The organism is Alkalihalobacillus bogoriensis ATCC BAA-922 (assembly GCF_000621445.1).
In the GTDB taxonomy this organism is placed as follows: Bacteria; Bacillota; Bacilli; order Bacillales; family Bacillaceae_F; genus Bacillus_AO; species Bacillus_AO bogoriense.
Genome location: NZ_JHYI01000010.1, coordinates 114,498 through 128,515, shown reverse-complemented (window position 1 = coordinate 128,515; position 14,018 = coordinate 114,498). Strand labels below are relative to the sequence as shown.

21 protein-coding genes and 1 pseudogene are annotated in these 14,018 nt (G+C 35.1%); 16 read left to right on the top strand and 6 right to left on the bottom strand.

Features of this window, described 5'->3' with window-relative positions; all coding sequences use genetic code 11:
* Nucleotides 1–59: 59 nt before the first annotated feature.
* Both T323_RS0102875 and T323_RS25795 read left to right on the top strand, forming a co-directional pair.
* A complete protein-coding gene (locus tag T323_RS0102875) occupies nucleotides 60–998 on the top strand; it encodes a CobW family GTP-binding protein (RefSeq protein ID WP_035177468.1) in 939 nt (312 codons plus the stop codon).
* Entirely contained in the window at nucleotides 995–1,468 is a 474-nt protein-coding gene (locus T323_RS25795) for a deoxycytidylate deaminase (RefSeq protein WP_084309055.1), read from the top strand. Before T323_RS0102875 ends, T323_RS25795 begins: the two co-directional genes overlap by 4 nt.
* A 242-nt stretch (nucleotides 1,469–1,710) precedes the next feature.
* Here T323_RS25795 and folE2 read toward each other — a convergent pair whose 3' ends face one another.
* Nucleotides 1,711–2,613, bottom strand: coding sequence for a GTP cyclohydrolase FolE2 (folE2, locus tag T323_RS0102865; protein ID WP_373279317.1), 903 nt, complete (start codon nucleotides 2,611–2,613; stop codon nucleotides 1,711–1,713).
* A gap of 136 nt (nucleotides 2,614–2,749) precedes the next feature.
* Here folE2 and T323_RS0102860 point away from each other — a divergent pair, with 136 nt between their 5' ends.
* From T323_RS0102860 to T323_RS0102845, 4 genes are all read left to right on the top strand, one after another.
* Nucleotides 2,750–3,718, top strand: coding sequence for a CobW family GTP-binding protein (locus T323_RS0102860; protein ID WP_026671932.1), 969 nt, complete (start codon nucleotides 2,750–2,752; stop codon nucleotides 3,716–3,718).
* Nucleotides 3,719–3,749: 31 nt separating this feature from the next.
* A complete protein-coding gene (locus T323_RS0102855) occupies nucleotides 3,750–4,478 on the top strand; it encodes a class I SAM-dependent methyltransferase (protein WP_026671931.1) in 729 nt (242 codons plus the stop codon).
* Between the two features lie 78 nt (nucleotides 4,479–4,556).
* Nucleotides 4,557–5,189: an SAP domain-containing protein gene (locus tag T323_RS0102850; protein ID WP_026671930.1), complete on the top strand. Its 633-nt coding sequence runs from the start codon at nucleotides 4,557–4,559 to the stop codon at nucleotides 5,187–5,189.
* A 136-nt stretch (nucleotides 5,190–5,325) separates the two neighbouring features.
* On the top strand, nucleotides 5,326–5,598 hold the full coding sequence (locus T323_RS0102845; protein WP_026671929.1) for a CD3324 family protein: 273 nt from the start codon (nucleotides 5,326–5,328) through the stop codon (nucleotides 5,596–5,598).
* A gap of 83 nt (nucleotides 5,599–5,681) precedes the next feature.
* Here T323_RS0102845 and T323_RS0102840 read toward each other — a convergent pair whose 3' ends face one another.
* A complete protein-coding gene (locus T323_RS0102840) occupies nucleotides 5,682–5,900 on the bottom strand; it encodes a hypothetical protein (RefSeq protein ID WP_026671928.1) in 219 nt (72 codons plus the stop codon).
* A gap of 185 nt (nucleotides 5,901–6,085) precedes the next feature.
* On the opposite strand from T323_RS0102840, the gene T323_RS0102835 reads away from it, so the two are divergent.
* From T323_RS0102835 to T323_RS0102815, 4 genes are all read left to right on the top strand, one after another.
* Nucleotides 6,086–7,048, top strand: a complete 963-nt coding sequence (locus tag T323_RS0102835; RefSeq protein WP_026671927.1) for a phosphotransferase enzyme family protein — start codon at nucleotides 6,086–6,088, stop codon at nucleotides 7,046–7,048.
* A 5-nt stretch (nucleotides 7,049–7,053) separates the two neighbouring features.
* Nucleotides 7,054–8,088, top strand: coding sequence for a serine hydrolase domain-containing protein (locus T323_RS0102830; protein ID WP_026671926.1), 1,035 nt, complete (start codon nucleotides 7,054–7,056; stop codon nucleotides 8,086–8,088).
* 89 nt (nucleotides 8,089–8,177) lie between these two features.
* Nucleotides 8,178–8,423, top strand: coding sequence for a hypothetical protein (locus tag T323_RS25790; RefSeq protein ID WP_035177465.1), 246 nt, complete (start codon nucleotides 8,178–8,180; stop codon nucleotides 8,421–8,423).
* Nucleotides 8,424–8,439: 16 nt separating this feature from the next.
* Nucleotides 8,440–8,625, top strand: a complete 186-nt coding sequence (locus T323_RS0102815; protein WP_026671925.1) for a hypothetical protein — start codon at nucleotides 8,440–8,442, stop codon at nucleotides 8,623–8,625.
* Here T323_RS0102815 and T323_RS0102810 read toward each other — a convergent pair.
* Genes T323_RS0102810 through T323_RS0102800 form a run of 3 tightly spaced genes read right to left on the bottom strand, consistent with a single transcriptional unit; the run spans nucleotide 8,622 to nucleotide 9,517 of the window.
* Complete coding sequence (locus T323_RS0102810; protein WP_026671924.1) at nucleotides 8,622–8,891, bottom strand: hypothetical protein; 270 nt, start codon at nucleotides 8,889–8,891, stop codon at nucleotides 8,622–8,624. The two genes, T323_RS0102815 and T323_RS0102810, sit on opposite strands and share 4 nt — an antisense overlap.
* Before the next feature lie 11 nt (nucleotides 8,892–8,902).
* The gene (locus T323_RS0102805; RefSeq protein ID WP_026671923.1) at nucleotides 8,903–9,307 is read right to left on the bottom strand and encodes a hypothetical protein; all 405 of its coding nucleotides are present in this window, start codon (nucleotides 9,305–9,307) and stop codon (nucleotides 8,903–8,905) included.
* A 3-nt stretch (nucleotides 9,308–9,310) separates the two neighbouring features.
* A complete protein-coding gene (locus T323_RS0102800) occupies nucleotides 9,311–9,517 on the bottom strand; it encodes a hypothetical protein (RefSeq protein ID WP_026671922.1) in 207 nt (68 codons plus the stop codon).
* Nucleotides 9,518–9,606: 89 nt separating this feature from the next.
* Here T323_RS0102800 and T323_RS28685 point away from each other — a divergent pair, with 89 nt between their 5' ends.
* The 6 genes and pseudogenes from T323_RS28685 to T323_RS0102780 all read left to right on the top strand — a co-directional run bounded on the left by T323_RS28685 (nucleotide 9,607) and on the right by T323_RS0102780 (nucleotide 13,152).
* Nucleotides 9,607–9,768, top strand: a complete 162-nt coding sequence (locus tag T323_RS28685; RefSeq protein ID WP_156942377.1) for a hypothetical protein — start codon at nucleotides 9,607–9,609, stop codon at nucleotides 9,766–9,768.
* The gene (locus T323_RS29840; RefSeq protein WP_505579017.1) at nucleotides 9,768–10,178 is read left to right on the top strand and encodes a hypothetical protein; all 411 of its coding nucleotides are present in this window, start codon (nucleotides 9,768–9,770) and stop codon (nucleotides 10,176–10,178) included. Before T323_RS28685 ends, T323_RS29840 begins: the two co-directional genes overlap by 1 nt.
* A 913-nt stretch (nucleotides 10,179–11,091) precedes the next feature.
* Nucleotides 11,092–11,233: pseudogene (locus T323_RS29350) on the top strand (IS1595 family transposase); the annotation flags it as partial.
* Nucleotides 11,234–11,299: 66 nt separating this feature from the next.
* Nucleotides 11,300–11,518, top strand: coding sequence for a hypothetical protein (locus T323_RS0102790; RefSeq protein ID WP_026671921.1), 219 nt, complete (start codon nucleotides 11,300–11,302; stop codon nucleotides 11,516–11,518).
* Nucleotides 11,519–12,043: 525 nt separating this feature from the next.
* The gene (locus T323_RS29715; RefSeq protein WP_084309053.1) at nucleotides 12,044–12,250 is read left to right on the top strand and encodes a GNAT family N-acetyltransferase; all 207 of its coding nucleotides are present in this window, start codon (nucleotides 12,044–12,046) and stop codon (nucleotides 12,248–12,250) included.
* Nucleotides 12,251–12,267: 17 nt separating this feature from the next.
* Nucleotides 12,268–13,152 carry a serine hydrolase domain-containing protein gene (locus T323_RS0102780; RefSeq protein WP_035177462.1) on the top strand — a complete coding sequence of 295 codons (885 nt, stop codon included), beginning with the start codon at nucleotides 12,268–12,270 and terminating at the stop codon, nucleotides 13,150–13,152.
* A gap of 231 nt (nucleotides 13,153–13,383) precedes the next feature.
* Here T323_RS0102780 and T323_RS0102775 read toward each other — a convergent pair whose 3' ends face one another.
* A complete protein-coding gene (locus T323_RS0102775; protein ID WP_026671919.1) occupies nucleotides 13,384–13,947 on the bottom strand; it encodes an FAD-dependent oxidoreductase in 564 nt (187 codons plus the stop codon).
* Nucleotides 13,948–14,018: the final 71 nt, after the last annotated feature.

Genomic DNA, 14,018 nt, shown 5'->3' with positions numbered 1-14,018 from the left:
ATGAATTCCATTACTATATAAATAATAATGATTACGATTTATAGATTGGACTGAAAGAAATGACAAGGAAACAAACGGCTATTATTATACTAAACGGGTTTTTAGGAAGTGGAAAAACGACAATCTTACAATCACTGATCCAAAAAGAACAAGCACTTGGACATAAAGTTGGAGTCGTTATGAACGAATTAGGAGAAACGAGTATTGATTCATTTTCAATTCCAGAAGGGACTCCTATGAAAGAAATGGCGAATGGCTGTGTTTGTTGTACTCTTCAAGGTGAATTGAGCAAACAGTTAGAAACACTAGTAGAAGAGTATACATTAGACGTTATCTTTATAGAAACAACAGGGGCCGCGCATCCAGTAGACGTAATGGACGCTTGTACACATCCGCTATTAACCTCCAATTTGTGGATTAAAGCTGTCATCACAGTTGTTAATGCAATTCAGTGGTATGAACAAAAGATGAGTATTAAACTGAAAAAACTGTTAAAAGCTCAAGTCCAATATGCTGATGTTATAATTATCAACAAAACAGACCTAGTTCATGAAGAGCAACACCATAGTGTCTTCGAAAGCTTAAAAGCAACGAATCCAAACGCTGTATTGCTTTCTCGCTCAGAACAAGAGTTATCCACATTAGAAACCCTTCTTTCAAGAACAAGAAGATTAAATGAACCATTGGAAAAAGCTCATGTTCATGACCAGTTGCATATACATACTTTTACGGTTAAGCTTCCTTATCCGCTTGAAAAACAATCATTTTTAGATTTTATCCAATCGCTCGGGCCGAATATATTTAGGGTGAAGGGGTTTGTGCAGCTTGAAGGTCAACATGATGTTTTTTTATTTAACTATTCGTATGAGAGTGCATTGTTTGAAAAATGGCCAAGTTATTGTGACCCCGTACTCGTTTTTATTGGCGAAAACATGGACAAAGACGACATTCTATCATCACTTGAAAAACTGAAGGTGGAAAGGAAGAAGCTTCAATGAGACCGAGTTGGGATGAAACATTTTTAGAAGTAGCAACTGTACTAGCCGAAAGATCTACTTGCTGTCGAGCCCAAGTCGGGTGTGTGTTAACGAAAGATAATCGAATCGTTGCAACAGGGTATAACGGGTCTATTCATGGTCATGAACATTGTACACATGACGAGCAATGCTTAAATGAACAAGGCCGGTGCATCCGAACGATTCATGCTGAACAAAATGCGTTGTTACATGCAAGAGAAGATGTGGTCGGGGGAACAGCTTATGTTACTCATGAACCATGTGAAACGTGTACGAAATTACTAGCGCAAGCAGGAATAAAGCGCATCGTCTTTTCGAAAGCTTATCCTAACCCTTATAATCACCGTTTTATCCAAGATTTAGAGTGGGTTCATTTTAGCCATGTTAAAAAATCAGCGATACAAGGTCAGTTAGATAGTAAAAATAACAGTCATGTTTATCACGAGAATTAAAAACAAAAAGACCGGTGACGTTACGGACATACGTTCCGCTATCTCTTCTAAAACGACGGTTTTTCATTTCTATCGGACGTCTATTCCGCTATTTCAACAAAAATAGCTTTAGGAACACTATTTTGTTACATTAACGGAACAGATGTCCGGTAGCAGTCGACAAACAGCAAAAATTATGAAACTAGCGGAACAAGTGTCCATAACAACGGTGAATACGACAAGAAACAGCTGAAGGAAATCCATCAGCTGTTTTTATTATAGGAAAATGACGCTATCGCATCATGCATATGAATGGATTCTTCATTTCGACACTCGACTGTAAAGGCTTGGATTGTTTCGTTCTCATATAAATCAGCCGCAACTAATCGAACAATATCTTCAACAAAACGAGGGTTTTCATAAGCTTTTTCCGTTACAGCCTTTTCATCCGGTCTTTTTAAAACTGGAAATAAAACAGAGCTCGCATTGGATTCCGCCGCTTCAAGCAAGATGACTTTCCAATCTTGTTTAAGTTCAGTCGGATCAAAAAACTGTGTCTTCATTTTGACAAAGCCCCGCTGGTTGTGTGCACTATACTCACTGATTTCTTTTGAACATGGACATAGGGTTGTAATCGCCACAAGCAATTCTACCTCATGAGAAAAACCTTTTCCTTCCTCATAATGAACACTCATTCCAATTTGAGCATGAGACAAACCGACTTTATGTAATGCTGGGCTTTTACGTTCATAAAACCATGGAAATTCAACGGAAATATGAGCTTGCTGTTGTTCCATTTTCAGTGTCATCTCATGACAAAACGAGTAGAGCGTATCAAAGTCCATCTTAAGGCCTTTTTCATAATAATGATGTAGCAATTCAGGTAATCGACTCATATTAATTCCTTTGCTCATCTTAGGTAAGTTTGTTGTGAGGGAAAAGGAGCCGATCGATGTTTGTTCAATAGGGGAATAATCTGAACAAACAATAATAGGGTGTTTTATTTTGCTGACCCCTACCTGGTCAAGTGCGAAAAGAAAATCGTTTGGTATATTTTGAAGGTCAACCATTTTTTCTTTAACTACTGGCTTTTCTCCTAGAATAGGCGAGACAGAACCGAATCTCTTATATCGTTCCGCTTTTGATGGTAATTGTTCCATTTTCATTGTTACTCCTTCCAACTGGTGATATAATTAAGAATGATTCCGATTTATAATATTTACATTTATTTTTTGTTGTTTAAATCGTAATCATTACGATTATAATATAGATGAAATTCTATTACAAAGGAGAATATCTATCATGTCAGAAAAGAAAAGAATACCTGTTACTGTTCTAACTGGTTTTCTAGGTGCTGGAAAAACCACTTTGTTGAATTATATTTTACGAGAAAACCATGGTCATAAAATTGCGGTAATCGTAAATGAATTTGGAGATGTGAGGATTGATAATCAACTCGTCGTTGGTGCTGAAGAAGAAATTTTTGAAATGAATAATGGGTGTATTTGTTGTAACGTAAGAGGTGACTTAATTCGTATCCTTTATGAATTACTTGAAAAACAATTTGATTTTGAGCGAGTCATCATCGAAACGACAGGACTTGCTGATCCCGGTCCAGTCGCACAAACCTTTTTTGTTGAGCCTGATTTGGCCGAAACGTATGAATTGGATTCCATTCTTACTGTTGTTGATTCCTACCATGCCCAAAAGCAATTGGATCACTCACATGAAGCTCAAGAACAAGTAGCCTTTGCTGACATTTTATTATTAAATAAAGCCGATTTAGTGACAGAAAAATCACTTAGCGAATTAAGCACTCGTTTAAAAAGAATAAACCATTCTGCCAAAATCGTGTCAACAAATTATGGAGAAGTTAACTTAGATGACATATTAAACTTATACTCCTTTGATTTACATACAAAACTTGAAATTGCACCAAACTTTCTTGACGATCACCACCATCACCATGATGACCACGTGAAATCCTTTGTTTTGCGGACGGACAAGCCGTTAAATCTAGAAAAAGTAGAAAGATGGATGGGTTCGATTTTACAAGACTACGGGCCTAATATGTATCGCTATAAAGGGATCCTTCAAATTGAGAATGTAAACAATAGAGTGGTATTCCAAGGGGTACATATGTTGTTTGCAGGTACACTCGATCGAGAATGGAATCATGATGAGAAACGTCAAAGTGAAATGGTTATTATAGGGAAAGAGTTAGACCAACGTTGGTTTGAACAACAATTTGAACAATTGATTTCTTCATAACAATCATACTTTATAAGAAAGGGGAGTAAACATGACTCTATGGTATGAAGAACATTTTCAAACAGATTACTTAATGATATATAAACATCGGAATGAGAAGGCGAGTAGTGAGTTAGAAAAGCTCCTCCCATTCGTTCCTTTAAAACAAAACATGGTTGTCCTTGATTTATGTTGTGGTTATGGACGACATACTCGTTATTTAGCCCAAAGAGGCTGGAGAGTGACAGGGGTAGATTTATCTGCTCCTCTTCTGCAAGAAGCCATTGCACTTTCTTTAAATGAACCGATCCAATATATGAGATGCGACATGAGAAATCTACCATTCACCGAAGAAATGGATTTAATCGTTAATATGTTTACTAGTTTCGGATATTTTAATACGGATGATGAGAACGAAAAGGTGATTCAAGGGGTATATCAAGCATTAATCCCAGGAGGTTACTTTATCTTTGATTATTTAAATTCTACATATGTACAATCTTACCTTACCCCGTTTTCAAAAGATACGATTGGGGCTACGCAAATTATTCAACACCGAAAAATCATCGATGGATTTGTCCAAAAGTCAATTGTAATTATGGACGAAGTTGGTGAAAGAAAGTATAAGGAAATCATCAAACTTTATTCTATTGTTGAACTTAGGAAAATGTTACAGCAAAATGGGTTTGCCATTGAAGCTATTCTTGGAAACTATGATGCAAAACCATTTGACATAGAAACATCGCCTCGACTTATTTTTATTTGTAAAAAAGCTACATAATGGTAATATAAGGTTGAAAGTAGTAGCTTAACCTCTATATAATTATGGTAGATAAAGGTTTATAAAAGTGGTGATGTTTTGGAGAGACCAGATTTTTCAAGAAGGATGCCAGTCGAACAATTTACTCAATACTATTGGTATAAAGACGAATTAATAACGATTTGTAAACAACACGAACTTCCCCCCGAAGGAACGAAAGCGGAACTTGAAAGTAGAATTATTGATTTTCTTAACGGAAAAAAAACTACTGATATGAGGAACAAGAATACGAAAGTTCGAAAAAATAAAAAATCATCTACCCTTACTTTACAGACCAAACTAATTCCAGATGGGTTTAAATTTAACAAGCAAGCACGTGAGTTTTTTAAACAGTATTACCAAGTCTCTACGTTCTCCTTTACGAAAGAAATGGCTGCAGCCTTAAGAGAAGCAGAAAGAACGGGAGATTACGAGATGACTGTTGCTGATTTACTAAAAGTATATGAAGCAGGGTCAACTGTCACAGACAAAAAACAAAATGCGGAAGAAAAAACATACGAGTGGAATCAATTTGTGAAAGACTTTAACAAGGACAATCGAACAAAGGTTTATAAAAATAAAATGAAAGTAGCCGCCTTATTATGGAATAAAGTGAAACATCAAGCTGGCCCAAGGACATATCGCCCTGAGCTGTTGGACCACTTTCAAGACGATATTCAAAACATACCATAATGAATTTAGCAGACTTTTAGTCTAAAAAGGGAGGAATGAACGATGATTTTGCTAGTGTGAATCGTATGAACAGGTGACGTCATGAATTAATATCTTTGCTCTACTAAGATTTCTAAAATCGAAAGGAGCAAAGATGATGAGTTATTTGAATGCAGAAGATGTTTTACCAGAAGAAGTGATTCAATTAATTCAGCAATACGTTGACGGGAAACCACTTTATATACCAAGAAAAGAAACAAACAAAAAAGCATGGGGAGAAAAAAACGGAACAAAAAGCCAATTACAGAACAGAAATAAAGCTATTTTTCAAGAGTACTCTAGTGGACTTTCTGTTTCAGACTTAGCCAAACGTTATTTTCTTTCTGAAAAAAGTATCCAACGAATTATTCGGTTAGGAAAAAAGATATAAGAACACAAAAAGGCACGATAACTTTGTGCCTTTTTGTGTTCACATCAATAAGCTACATAGACAAAAACAAAAGGTCGATGAATTCAGATCACATGAAAACACCACACAATAAGAAAAATACTTACTGTACCCCAAACTGTAGTTACCCTAATCCACCTAATAATCGATGTAGCTGCCTGTTCGTTATTTTCCGGATCTTCTTTGATAAGCACTAACTTACATTCCATCCTTTTTTTCATCAACACGAGAGTAACAAATCCGATTATGATAAAGCTAACCGTAATCCAAAGTAATAAATCCACTTTTTACCCCCTTCAAACCATTTTAACATCTTTTCTAAAGTCGACATAAGTTCCTTTTATTTTAACATAAATCTCCTAATCAAACTCTTACTGCTCAAAAACAAATCACATCTATTTTTGAGCAACAAACACACCTGTCAACATGGTAAAGTAAAAAAAGAAACCATGAAATAAGGTGAAACATAATGACGAAGAAGCTACAACAAATCCAACATATGATAAATGAAAAATATTCTGTTCATATCGAAAAAATCGAACAAGTAACAAATGAGATGTACAAGTGTAAAGGAGGACAGCACGTTTATTTTGCCCGTGTCACGAATTATCGAACATTAGAAGAACAAGAGGAAGAATTACAGTGGACTCAGTATTTGTTAAAAGAAGGAGTAGGTGTTGCTCCTGTTGTCTTATCGAACGACTATCACCAAATTGAACAAGGTTGGCTAGATAAAGAAGTAGGTATCGTTTTATTTCAAGCAGCTCCTGGTATTCATCTTCCTAAGTCAAAGTGGAATGCCCAAGTTTTTAAAAAAGTAGGAAAAGAAATTGGAAAACTGCACCGAGTCACTTTGAATTACGAGCACCAATATCCTGTCACACACCTTAAAGACTGGTTTAAACATGAGGAATATCAGTTTTCAAAGTATATACCAAAGGAAGAAACAACTATCCATAAAATCTGTGCCGATGTCGTTCAAGAAATCCAAAACATCCCAAAAAATCAGGACAATTATGGCTTAATCCATGGGGACATTTGGTTGGAAAACACTCTTGTTACACGGGAACTCGGTGTATCATTTATTGATTTTCAAGATTGCGAAAAACACTTTTATATATATGACTTAGTCATTCCAATATATTCAGCTCTTGAATTCTCATTTTACGGCAATCAAAATATGAATGACTATAGCAAGTCTATATGGGAAGCGTTGCTTGAAGGCTATACTCAGGAACATGACATTCCTACAAATATGTTCTGTTATTTTCCGCTGTTATTTAAATTAAAAGAAGTGTTCGAATATAATTTAATGCATATGTATTGGGACAAAACAGCTATGACAGAAGAACAATACCGGATATTAAATTTATATCGATTACGATTAGAAAATGAAGAATCAAATAATCCATTTGACTTTATACCGAGGTGATAAAAATGACAAAGAATATAGAAAAAGATTTCAAAAATACGATGACCAAAGATAAAACATTTTCCGGTTCAGTCATTGTAAAAGAATACAATAAATCACATCAATATAGTAATGGTTATGCAAATCGTTCAGATAAAAGAGAAAACCAAACAAATACGCGGTTTGGCATTGCATCTGGGTGTAAATTATTTACGGCAATTGCCATCTGCCAACTCGTACAAAATAAAAAACTTAGCTTTACAACAAGACTGAGCGATTGTCTCCATTTCAATTTTCCCCATTTTGATAACGAAATCACCATCCATCATTTGCTCACACATACGTCTGGTATTGCTGATTATTTTGATGAAGAGGAAATGGATGATTTTGAACAATTATGGGTCGACACGCCGATGTATCACTTGCGAAAGCTAACTGATTTTTTACCTCTTTTTCAAAATAAAAAAATGAAGGGAAGAGTCGGGGAGCGATTCCATTATAATAATGCTGGTTTTATATTACTTGGGTTAGTTGTCGAACAAGTGACACAAATGCCTTTTACCGAATACGTTACTGAGCATATCTTTAAAAAACTGAACATGAAAGACTCAGGATATTTTGAATTAGATGCACTCCCAACAAACACAGCTCTCGGTTATATCGACAATCCGGATGGAACATGGCGGACAAATATATATTCAGTCCCTGTAAAAGGTGGGGCGGATGGAGGAGCATTTGTCACAACAGAGGATATGGTTATGATATGGGAAGGTTTAATACAGCATAAATTGTTAAATGAGAAACAAACGCAACGTTTGCTCACTTATCATGTAAAAGATGAAGATGGGGAAGAAGACTATTATGGCTATGGCGTGTGGATTAAAAAACATCGAGGTGACATCATCAAGTATCATGTGATGGGCTATGATCCTGGAGTGAGCTTTCATTCGGCATATTATCCGGAACAAAATAGCATTGTCGTCGTTTGTTGCAATCAATCAGATGGAGCCTATGATATTGCGAAGAAACTAGAAGATTCTATATTACTTGAAGATAACTAATTCACACAATGCCCACTACAAGAATAAGATAGCCTAAGTGAAAAAAATGTTGTTTGTCTGGCTGGCATCTTGAATGGAGGTTTTAATTCATGGCCGTAAACGTATTATTTAACGGGATAAATGTTGGGCAATTCCAAAGTGGTAGTGGGATATTTTTTGGTACAAATAATGCTACAGGTTGGAACTCTCCCCAAAAACTAAATCAAATTATCGCATCAAATGGTCAAGGGAATATTATTTCTGGAAACCTTGGAATCGTAAATGATCCGGATGGAGTCGATAATCCAAGTGCCGATCCAGATATTCAACCATCACTACAAAACCAAGTTCTATAACAAATAGGAGGATACGATGAAAGGAAACACCATTGTCCTCAATAATGTAAATGTCATGAATCTTTCGAATTGCTCAGGAGTTTTTATTGGAAGCAATGTCCAGCATACATTCACTACAACTAGTCAAACGAAAACAGGCTTAGGAACGATATCGGGAAATAATAATTTCATTGTAAATAACAACAGTATCGTTACAGATTAGGTCGTTTTAGCTGCTAAGTCTTTAACCCAACTTGGAATTTCACTTTCAGGAATATTCATTGCTTCCAGTACATCTGAGTCAATCACAACGGCTTTAGCATGTTCCAATTTATTTTGATCGCCACCAATCGTGCCAAATCCTTGCGTGTGTTTTTTTTGACTCCGGAAATTTATCGGAAAATTGTTTCCTATGTTTAAACAAGAGGCACCCTCGATTGTACCTATACGTAAAGTTCCAATTTCGATATTAGGGGATAAAATAGACATCAAATTCCTCCTTAGCTGGTTTCCGTATCAAATGTAAAGCTATATCCTTTTTTTGTTTTATTAACGCTCATCACTCCTTGTTCATTCTTTGACTTATCAGTTTGTTTTTTGGATGTTTGAAATTGAAGGAGAGGTTCTTCTTCTTTTTCTTTTTTATCAACGGTTATTCCAAAATTGTTTCCTATATTTAATGCACCGCTTAACTCTTCGATATCAAGACTTTCCAGCTTTAATGTTAGTTGCTCCAAAGTCGGCTTATCTAGTACGACCTTTTCAATATGAATCGTTTCCACTAATTTACGATTTTTAGATTCGTTCATTGTCATTTCAATACTGTCAAGGCGCTCCGATAATTGTTCAATTGCTTGAACTAACAGTAAGTCCTTTTCACGATTTTTTTTGCGAAAGGCGAACATACATTACTCTTTAAAATTAGTGGATTGATGTAGCGGCTTTACACTGAAATGACTTTTCAAAACAAGATTGGAATCACCTGAAACAGAACCTAAGCCTTCTTTATCGGCGGCTTGATGAGTAAAGTTAATTTGTGTATTGTCATTGCCATAAAAGAACCCCGATGAATTAGAAATATGATTAATGGTAATATCATTTAGCTTTACATTCACCAAATACACCCCTTTAGCGTAAATATCTATTAATAGCTTATTAGAATTAATGATGCTTTATTATCATTTTTTTAAAGGAGAGGACATAAATGGAGAAACAAGAGCCGCTTTTCCATTGGGATCATTTTCGTAAGGAAGTTCTACAACGGTTTGGCGTCGATAAAGAAACAGTGACTTTAAATAATATGGATATGTCGTGGATTAACCAATATGTAGAACATATTATTAAAATTCGGTTCCAAATAACGTAATCCATATTGACGATGAAGAACTGGGAAAGGAAGAGAAAGAAGAGGAGAGGGTACCTACTGCGTACTCGTCTCAAACAAAGCAATCAAGTGTTAATGAGAATCGTAACAACACAGTTAATACTAAAAGGCAGGCAATTGCAAAAATACAACCAGAAACATTCGAAACCATTGACCATATCATTTTACTTATTTCCGTTTCTAAAAAACAGGCGGACCAACTAAGATTCTTTTTACATGGAAACAGTATCCTTGTACGTCACCTTGAAACGGGAGAAGAACAAAAGATAAAGCTACCAAGCGGCATTTCCATTTACGAAGCAACAGCATACCATAAAGACAATACATTAGAAATTCGGATAAAAAAAGACGATGACATAAAAACCGTGCCAATTCCTATTGAATTTAAGTAACAATAAATTCGCAGCGGACATCTGTTCCGTTATTAGGGGAAAATTCATGTCACATACCTTGGATTTTGGTAAGATAACGGAACGTAGCTCACTGGCGTTGCAAATATATCCACAGGTTTAAATCTTACCTAGCTTCTAGTTAGCACAAATAACATATCCGTTCCATTGCGCTACAGCCACTCGCGCTCGCTAAGGAGGTGGCGAGCCTCCTCGGCTAACGCCTGTGGGGTCTCGCCTATCCTCTCTTTCCCGCAGGAGTCGAGTGGCTTTCGCTTCATTTCACTAGGTGGAATCACAATATTTTTAAGCTATAAGGTTCAAATTAAAACGTCAAAATTTGAAGAAAACACAAAGCACTAAGACGTAAGGGATTGGGAATCAAATTTTATTTGCCATGACAGCCTACTGTTTAGTTTTGTACATAAAAAAAGAGAAAGACTCTTTGGAGTACTTTACGATTTCTTCGGACCTATTCTAAAGATACTTGGGCTGATTTTTCAAAAGACTTCCACCGGCAACCAAAACAAACCTCACAAGGATGTAAAAAAACGAATCAACCAAGAAGTCCAGAACCGTTAAATGATGGCGGTGCGGCTGTTGTAAAACCAGTGGGAGTAAAATGTTCAATAACCACAAAGTATAAAAAGTGATTCAATTTTCAATTTCTAAATAACAAGTAGCTTAAATACTACCCCCTCTAATTTTTTGCTCATTTCATAAAGACAAATGTGAAATTTATACATACTTTCTATATTATTAAATCAGAGTGAACCTTGATTAATATTCTTCATCAATTGTGGATATATTTGCAAGGCTAATGAACGTGAGCACAACTGATATAGAGAGCCTTTGTACGAATTTGCCAAAAGACTTGAATTGATAAATATCCATACTTTTTCAGTTGCAAATATTTTACCTTGCTTGTTTTCTATTATTAGAATCCATTCAATATACTAAGAATGACTTATACTAAGAATGACTTGATAAATACAGGAAATTTAATAAAGAGTCTGGAAACATATGATACACTTAGATTATCTAGATTTACGTTATAAACGTTATTTCTTGTTTAAATTACAAAGAACATTTTAAGATAAAATTACAAATAGAGGAGGAATTTGATGGATAAAAAGAAAAAAAATTACTGGTTCACATTCTTTGCAGGAATTGTGGTGGCTCTTTTTATAATACCCTTACTTTATGCATTAGGTGTTCCAACGTTTGATATTGTATTAGAAAATTTATTTGGGGAAAATACTATATTTCCCGCGGTCTTTTCAATGATAGTCGTTGTATTGATATTATTTTTGGTTATTAAAAATCATAATAAAGATTCTTAATACACAGTTTGATATTTCCCTACTGTACCGACGGGGGGCAGCATAAGCTTTATACATATTGTTGTTTCTTTTTGGAATACCGTACTTGTACTAATCAAATGTGGGGAAAGTGAGCGAATGAAAAAAGTAGTGGATTTAAAGAAGTGGCCAAGAACTGTGCCGCAACCTACTATGGATGATGTTTTAAAAAGAAAAAAGAGAAGCGCGAAAAAAAAATCAATGAAACTATGAGAATAGTAAATGAAATTAGAAGACGTTCATAGCATATAGTTTGAAAACTAAAAAGGATGCTGTTGAATAAGTGCTTTAAAACAAAGAAACTGAAAGTCCAAATGGATACATAATAACAATTGATCAATTCATTTTCGAGGTTCCTAGATAGGAGCTTTTTTTATTCTATTAGGACATCAGTGATTTTTGTAAAATGGAAACAGTATGGGAGACAAGAACGCATATCATGTTCCGTTATTAGAGAAAAAACTCAAGCCAAACACTCTGATTTTGGTAAGATGAGAATACGGCACAATAGAAAATGTTCTTGTTAAGCTGGATTGGAGAAGTCATGGTCTTGCAAAACATTTAATAACTGAAGGAATCCGTCATTTACAAAAATGCAATCTTGATTACATGCAGCTTCTCGTTGAAACAAAAAATGAATCTGCATTAAAACTATATCAATCCATTGGATTTGAAATTATAAAAGAAGAAAAGAGATTTTGGATAAATATATAAGGGGGATCCCCAAGAGAATGATATCTTTAACCGATTTTGAAGAAGTCATAAAAAAAGACAAAATTGATAGTGTCCTTGTACAGAAGAATAATACCGTGATTTTTGAATATTATCGAAACAAAAAAATGAAAGAAAAACAACATAAAATATATTCTGTTACAAAAAGTATCTTATCAGCACTGATTGGAATTGCAATTGACAAAGGGTTTATCGAAAATGTTGACACTCCAATCATTCATTACTTTCCGGAATTTAACAAAGATAAAGAAAATGAGAGAATTACAATTAAGCATCTGCTGACAATGACTTCAGGATTACACTGGCCGGGTAATAATGGTATGATTCCCAGCAAAAATTGGATCAATTTTGTACTCCAGCAGGACATTGATCATCCTCCGGGAAATGAAATGGTCTACAGCTGTGGTTCTTCACACTTATTAAGTGCAATCATACAAAAGACTACCGGATTAAATACAGAAGTTTTCTCTAAAAAGCATTTATTTACACCTCTTGGAATAACAGATTATAAGTGGAACCGTGATGCTCAAGGTATAGCCATTGGTGGATTCGGATTAACGATGAAAACGGTTGATATATTAAAAATTGGTACGCTATATTTAAAAAACGGAGTATGGAAATCCAAACAAATCGTTCCATATCATTGGATTGAGGAATCTACAAGTTCAAAGGTCAAAATTGATGGTAATTATTCATACGCATATCATTGGTGGAACCTAACATCCAACAATCAAGTAGGTAGAATTTTTTTGGCGATTGGTCATGAAGGACAATATATTATTGTAGCACCAGACTATCAATTGGTAACGGTTTTTACAAGTAGACTTAAAGATGGTGCAACAAGACCTCTGCAATATTTTAAGGACTATATATTAGAAGGGTAGTAGACGAGGGATTAATCAAAATTTGTACACACTTTTTTGTCTTATTAAATAAAAGAGAACGTTCAAAACTAACCCTCTTTTCATTTCCTTTAAAGAAGTTAACATAATATATATTATAGGAAGTTGTTAAAAAGCAAAGTTTTTATCTCATAATCAAAAGTTTACTTAAATAGTGAGACAAAACAAAAAAATAAGGACAACAAAGTAATATTGTTGTCCCACAAGTTCAATTTATGCTTTTAATACGTCATGATCGACATAACGCTCGCCATTTAATTCACTGATGATATTAATAGCAACAGCCGCACCATGACCTGCTGTTACAATCGTATGTACACTAACACCAGCGACGGTACCAGCTGCCCAAATGCCATCAACATTTGTTTTTCCATCATTATCAACTTCAATAATCGTTTTAATTCTTGGTTCTGTACCTGGTACTAATTTAACTCCTGCGTTTTCAGCTACATCAGATAATACACCTGAAGCAAATAAAACATGTTTAGCTTCGAATTGTTGATTTTCTGATTTTACAACAAAACCCTTATCAGTTTTTTCAACCGAAACAACGGCATCAGTCACTAATTCTGCACCAAGACTAGTCGCTTGATTTTTCCCTGTTTCTAGTAAGTCAGGACCACTGATTTCAGTAACTCCATAGTGATTTTCAACCCAAGCGCGACTTGTCATACTTTTCCCATGATCAAAAAGAACTGTTTTTTTTCCTGCTTTTGCAGCAAAAATAGCGGCACTTGCACCAGCTGGACCAGCACCAATGATTGCGATATCATACATAAACGATAACCTCCCGAAAAAATTTAAAGATTATATATCAACAAGAAGGTTAAACCCTTCTCGTTGTTAAC

Bases quoted from the DNA above. Each gene is read 5' to 3' on its own strand.
- T323_RS25795 (WP_084309055.1), top strand. From the start codon at position 995: ATGAGACCGAGTTGGGATGAAACATTTTTAGAAGTAGCAACTGTACTA.
- T323_RS0102845 (WP_026671929.1), top strand. From the start codon at position 5,326: ATGAGTTATTTGAATGCAGAAGATGTTTTACCAGAAGAAGTGATTCAA.
- folE2 (WP_373279317.1), bottom strand. From the start codon at position 2,613: ATGAAAATGGAACAATTACCATCAAAAGCGGAACGATATAAGAGATTC.
- T323_RS0102855 (WP_026671931.1), top strand. From the start codon at position 3,750: ATGACTCTATGGTATGAAGAACATTTTCAAACAGATTACTTAATGATA.
- T323_RS0102805 (WP_026671923.1), bottom strand. From the start codon at position 9,307: ATGTTCGCCTTTCGCAAAAAAAATCGTGAAAAGGACTTACTGTTAGTT.
- T323_RS0102790 (WP_026671921.1), top strand. From the start codon at position 11,300: ATGGATAAAAAGAAAAAAAATTACTGGTTCACATTCTTTGCAGGAATT.
- T323_RS25790 (WP_035177465.1), top strand. From the start codon at position 8,178: ATGGCCGTAAACGTATTATTTAACGGGATAAATGTTGGGCAATTCCAA.
- T323_RS0102780 (WP_035177462.1), top strand. From the start codon at position 12,268: ATGATATCTTTAACCGATTTTGAAGAAGTCATAAAAAAAGACAAAATT.
- T323_RS0102830 (WP_026671926.1), top strand. From the start codon at position 7,054: ATGACAAAGAATATAGAAAAAGATTTCAAAAATACGATGACCAAAGAT.
- T323_RS0102810 (WP_026671924.1), bottom strand. From the start codon at position 8,891: ATGTCTATTTTATCCCCTAATATCGAAATTGGAACTTTACGTATAGGT.
- T323_RS0102775 (WP_026671919.1), bottom strand. From the start codon at position 13,947: ATGTATGATATCGCAATCATTGGTGCTGGTCCAGCTGGTGCAAGTGCC.
- T323_RS28685 (WP_156942377.1), top strand. From the start codon at position 9,607: ATGGAGAAACAAGAGCCGCTTTTCCATTGGGATCATTTTCGTAAGGAA.
- T323_RS0102815 (WP_026671925.1), top strand. From the start codon at position 8,440: ATGAAAGGAAACACCATTGTCCTCAATAATGTAAATGTCATGAATCTT.
- T323_RS0102860 (WP_026671932.1), top strand. From the start codon at position 2,750: ATGTCAGAAAAGAAAAGAATACCTGTTACTGTTCTAACTGGTTTTCTA.
- T323_RS0102875 (WP_035177468.1), top strand. From the start codon at position 60: ATGACAAGGAAACAAACGGCTATTATTATACTAAACGGGTTTTTAGGA.
- T323_RS0102835 (WP_026671927.1), top strand. From the start codon at position 6,086: ATGACGAAGAAGCTACAACAAATCCAACATATGATAAATGAAAAATAT.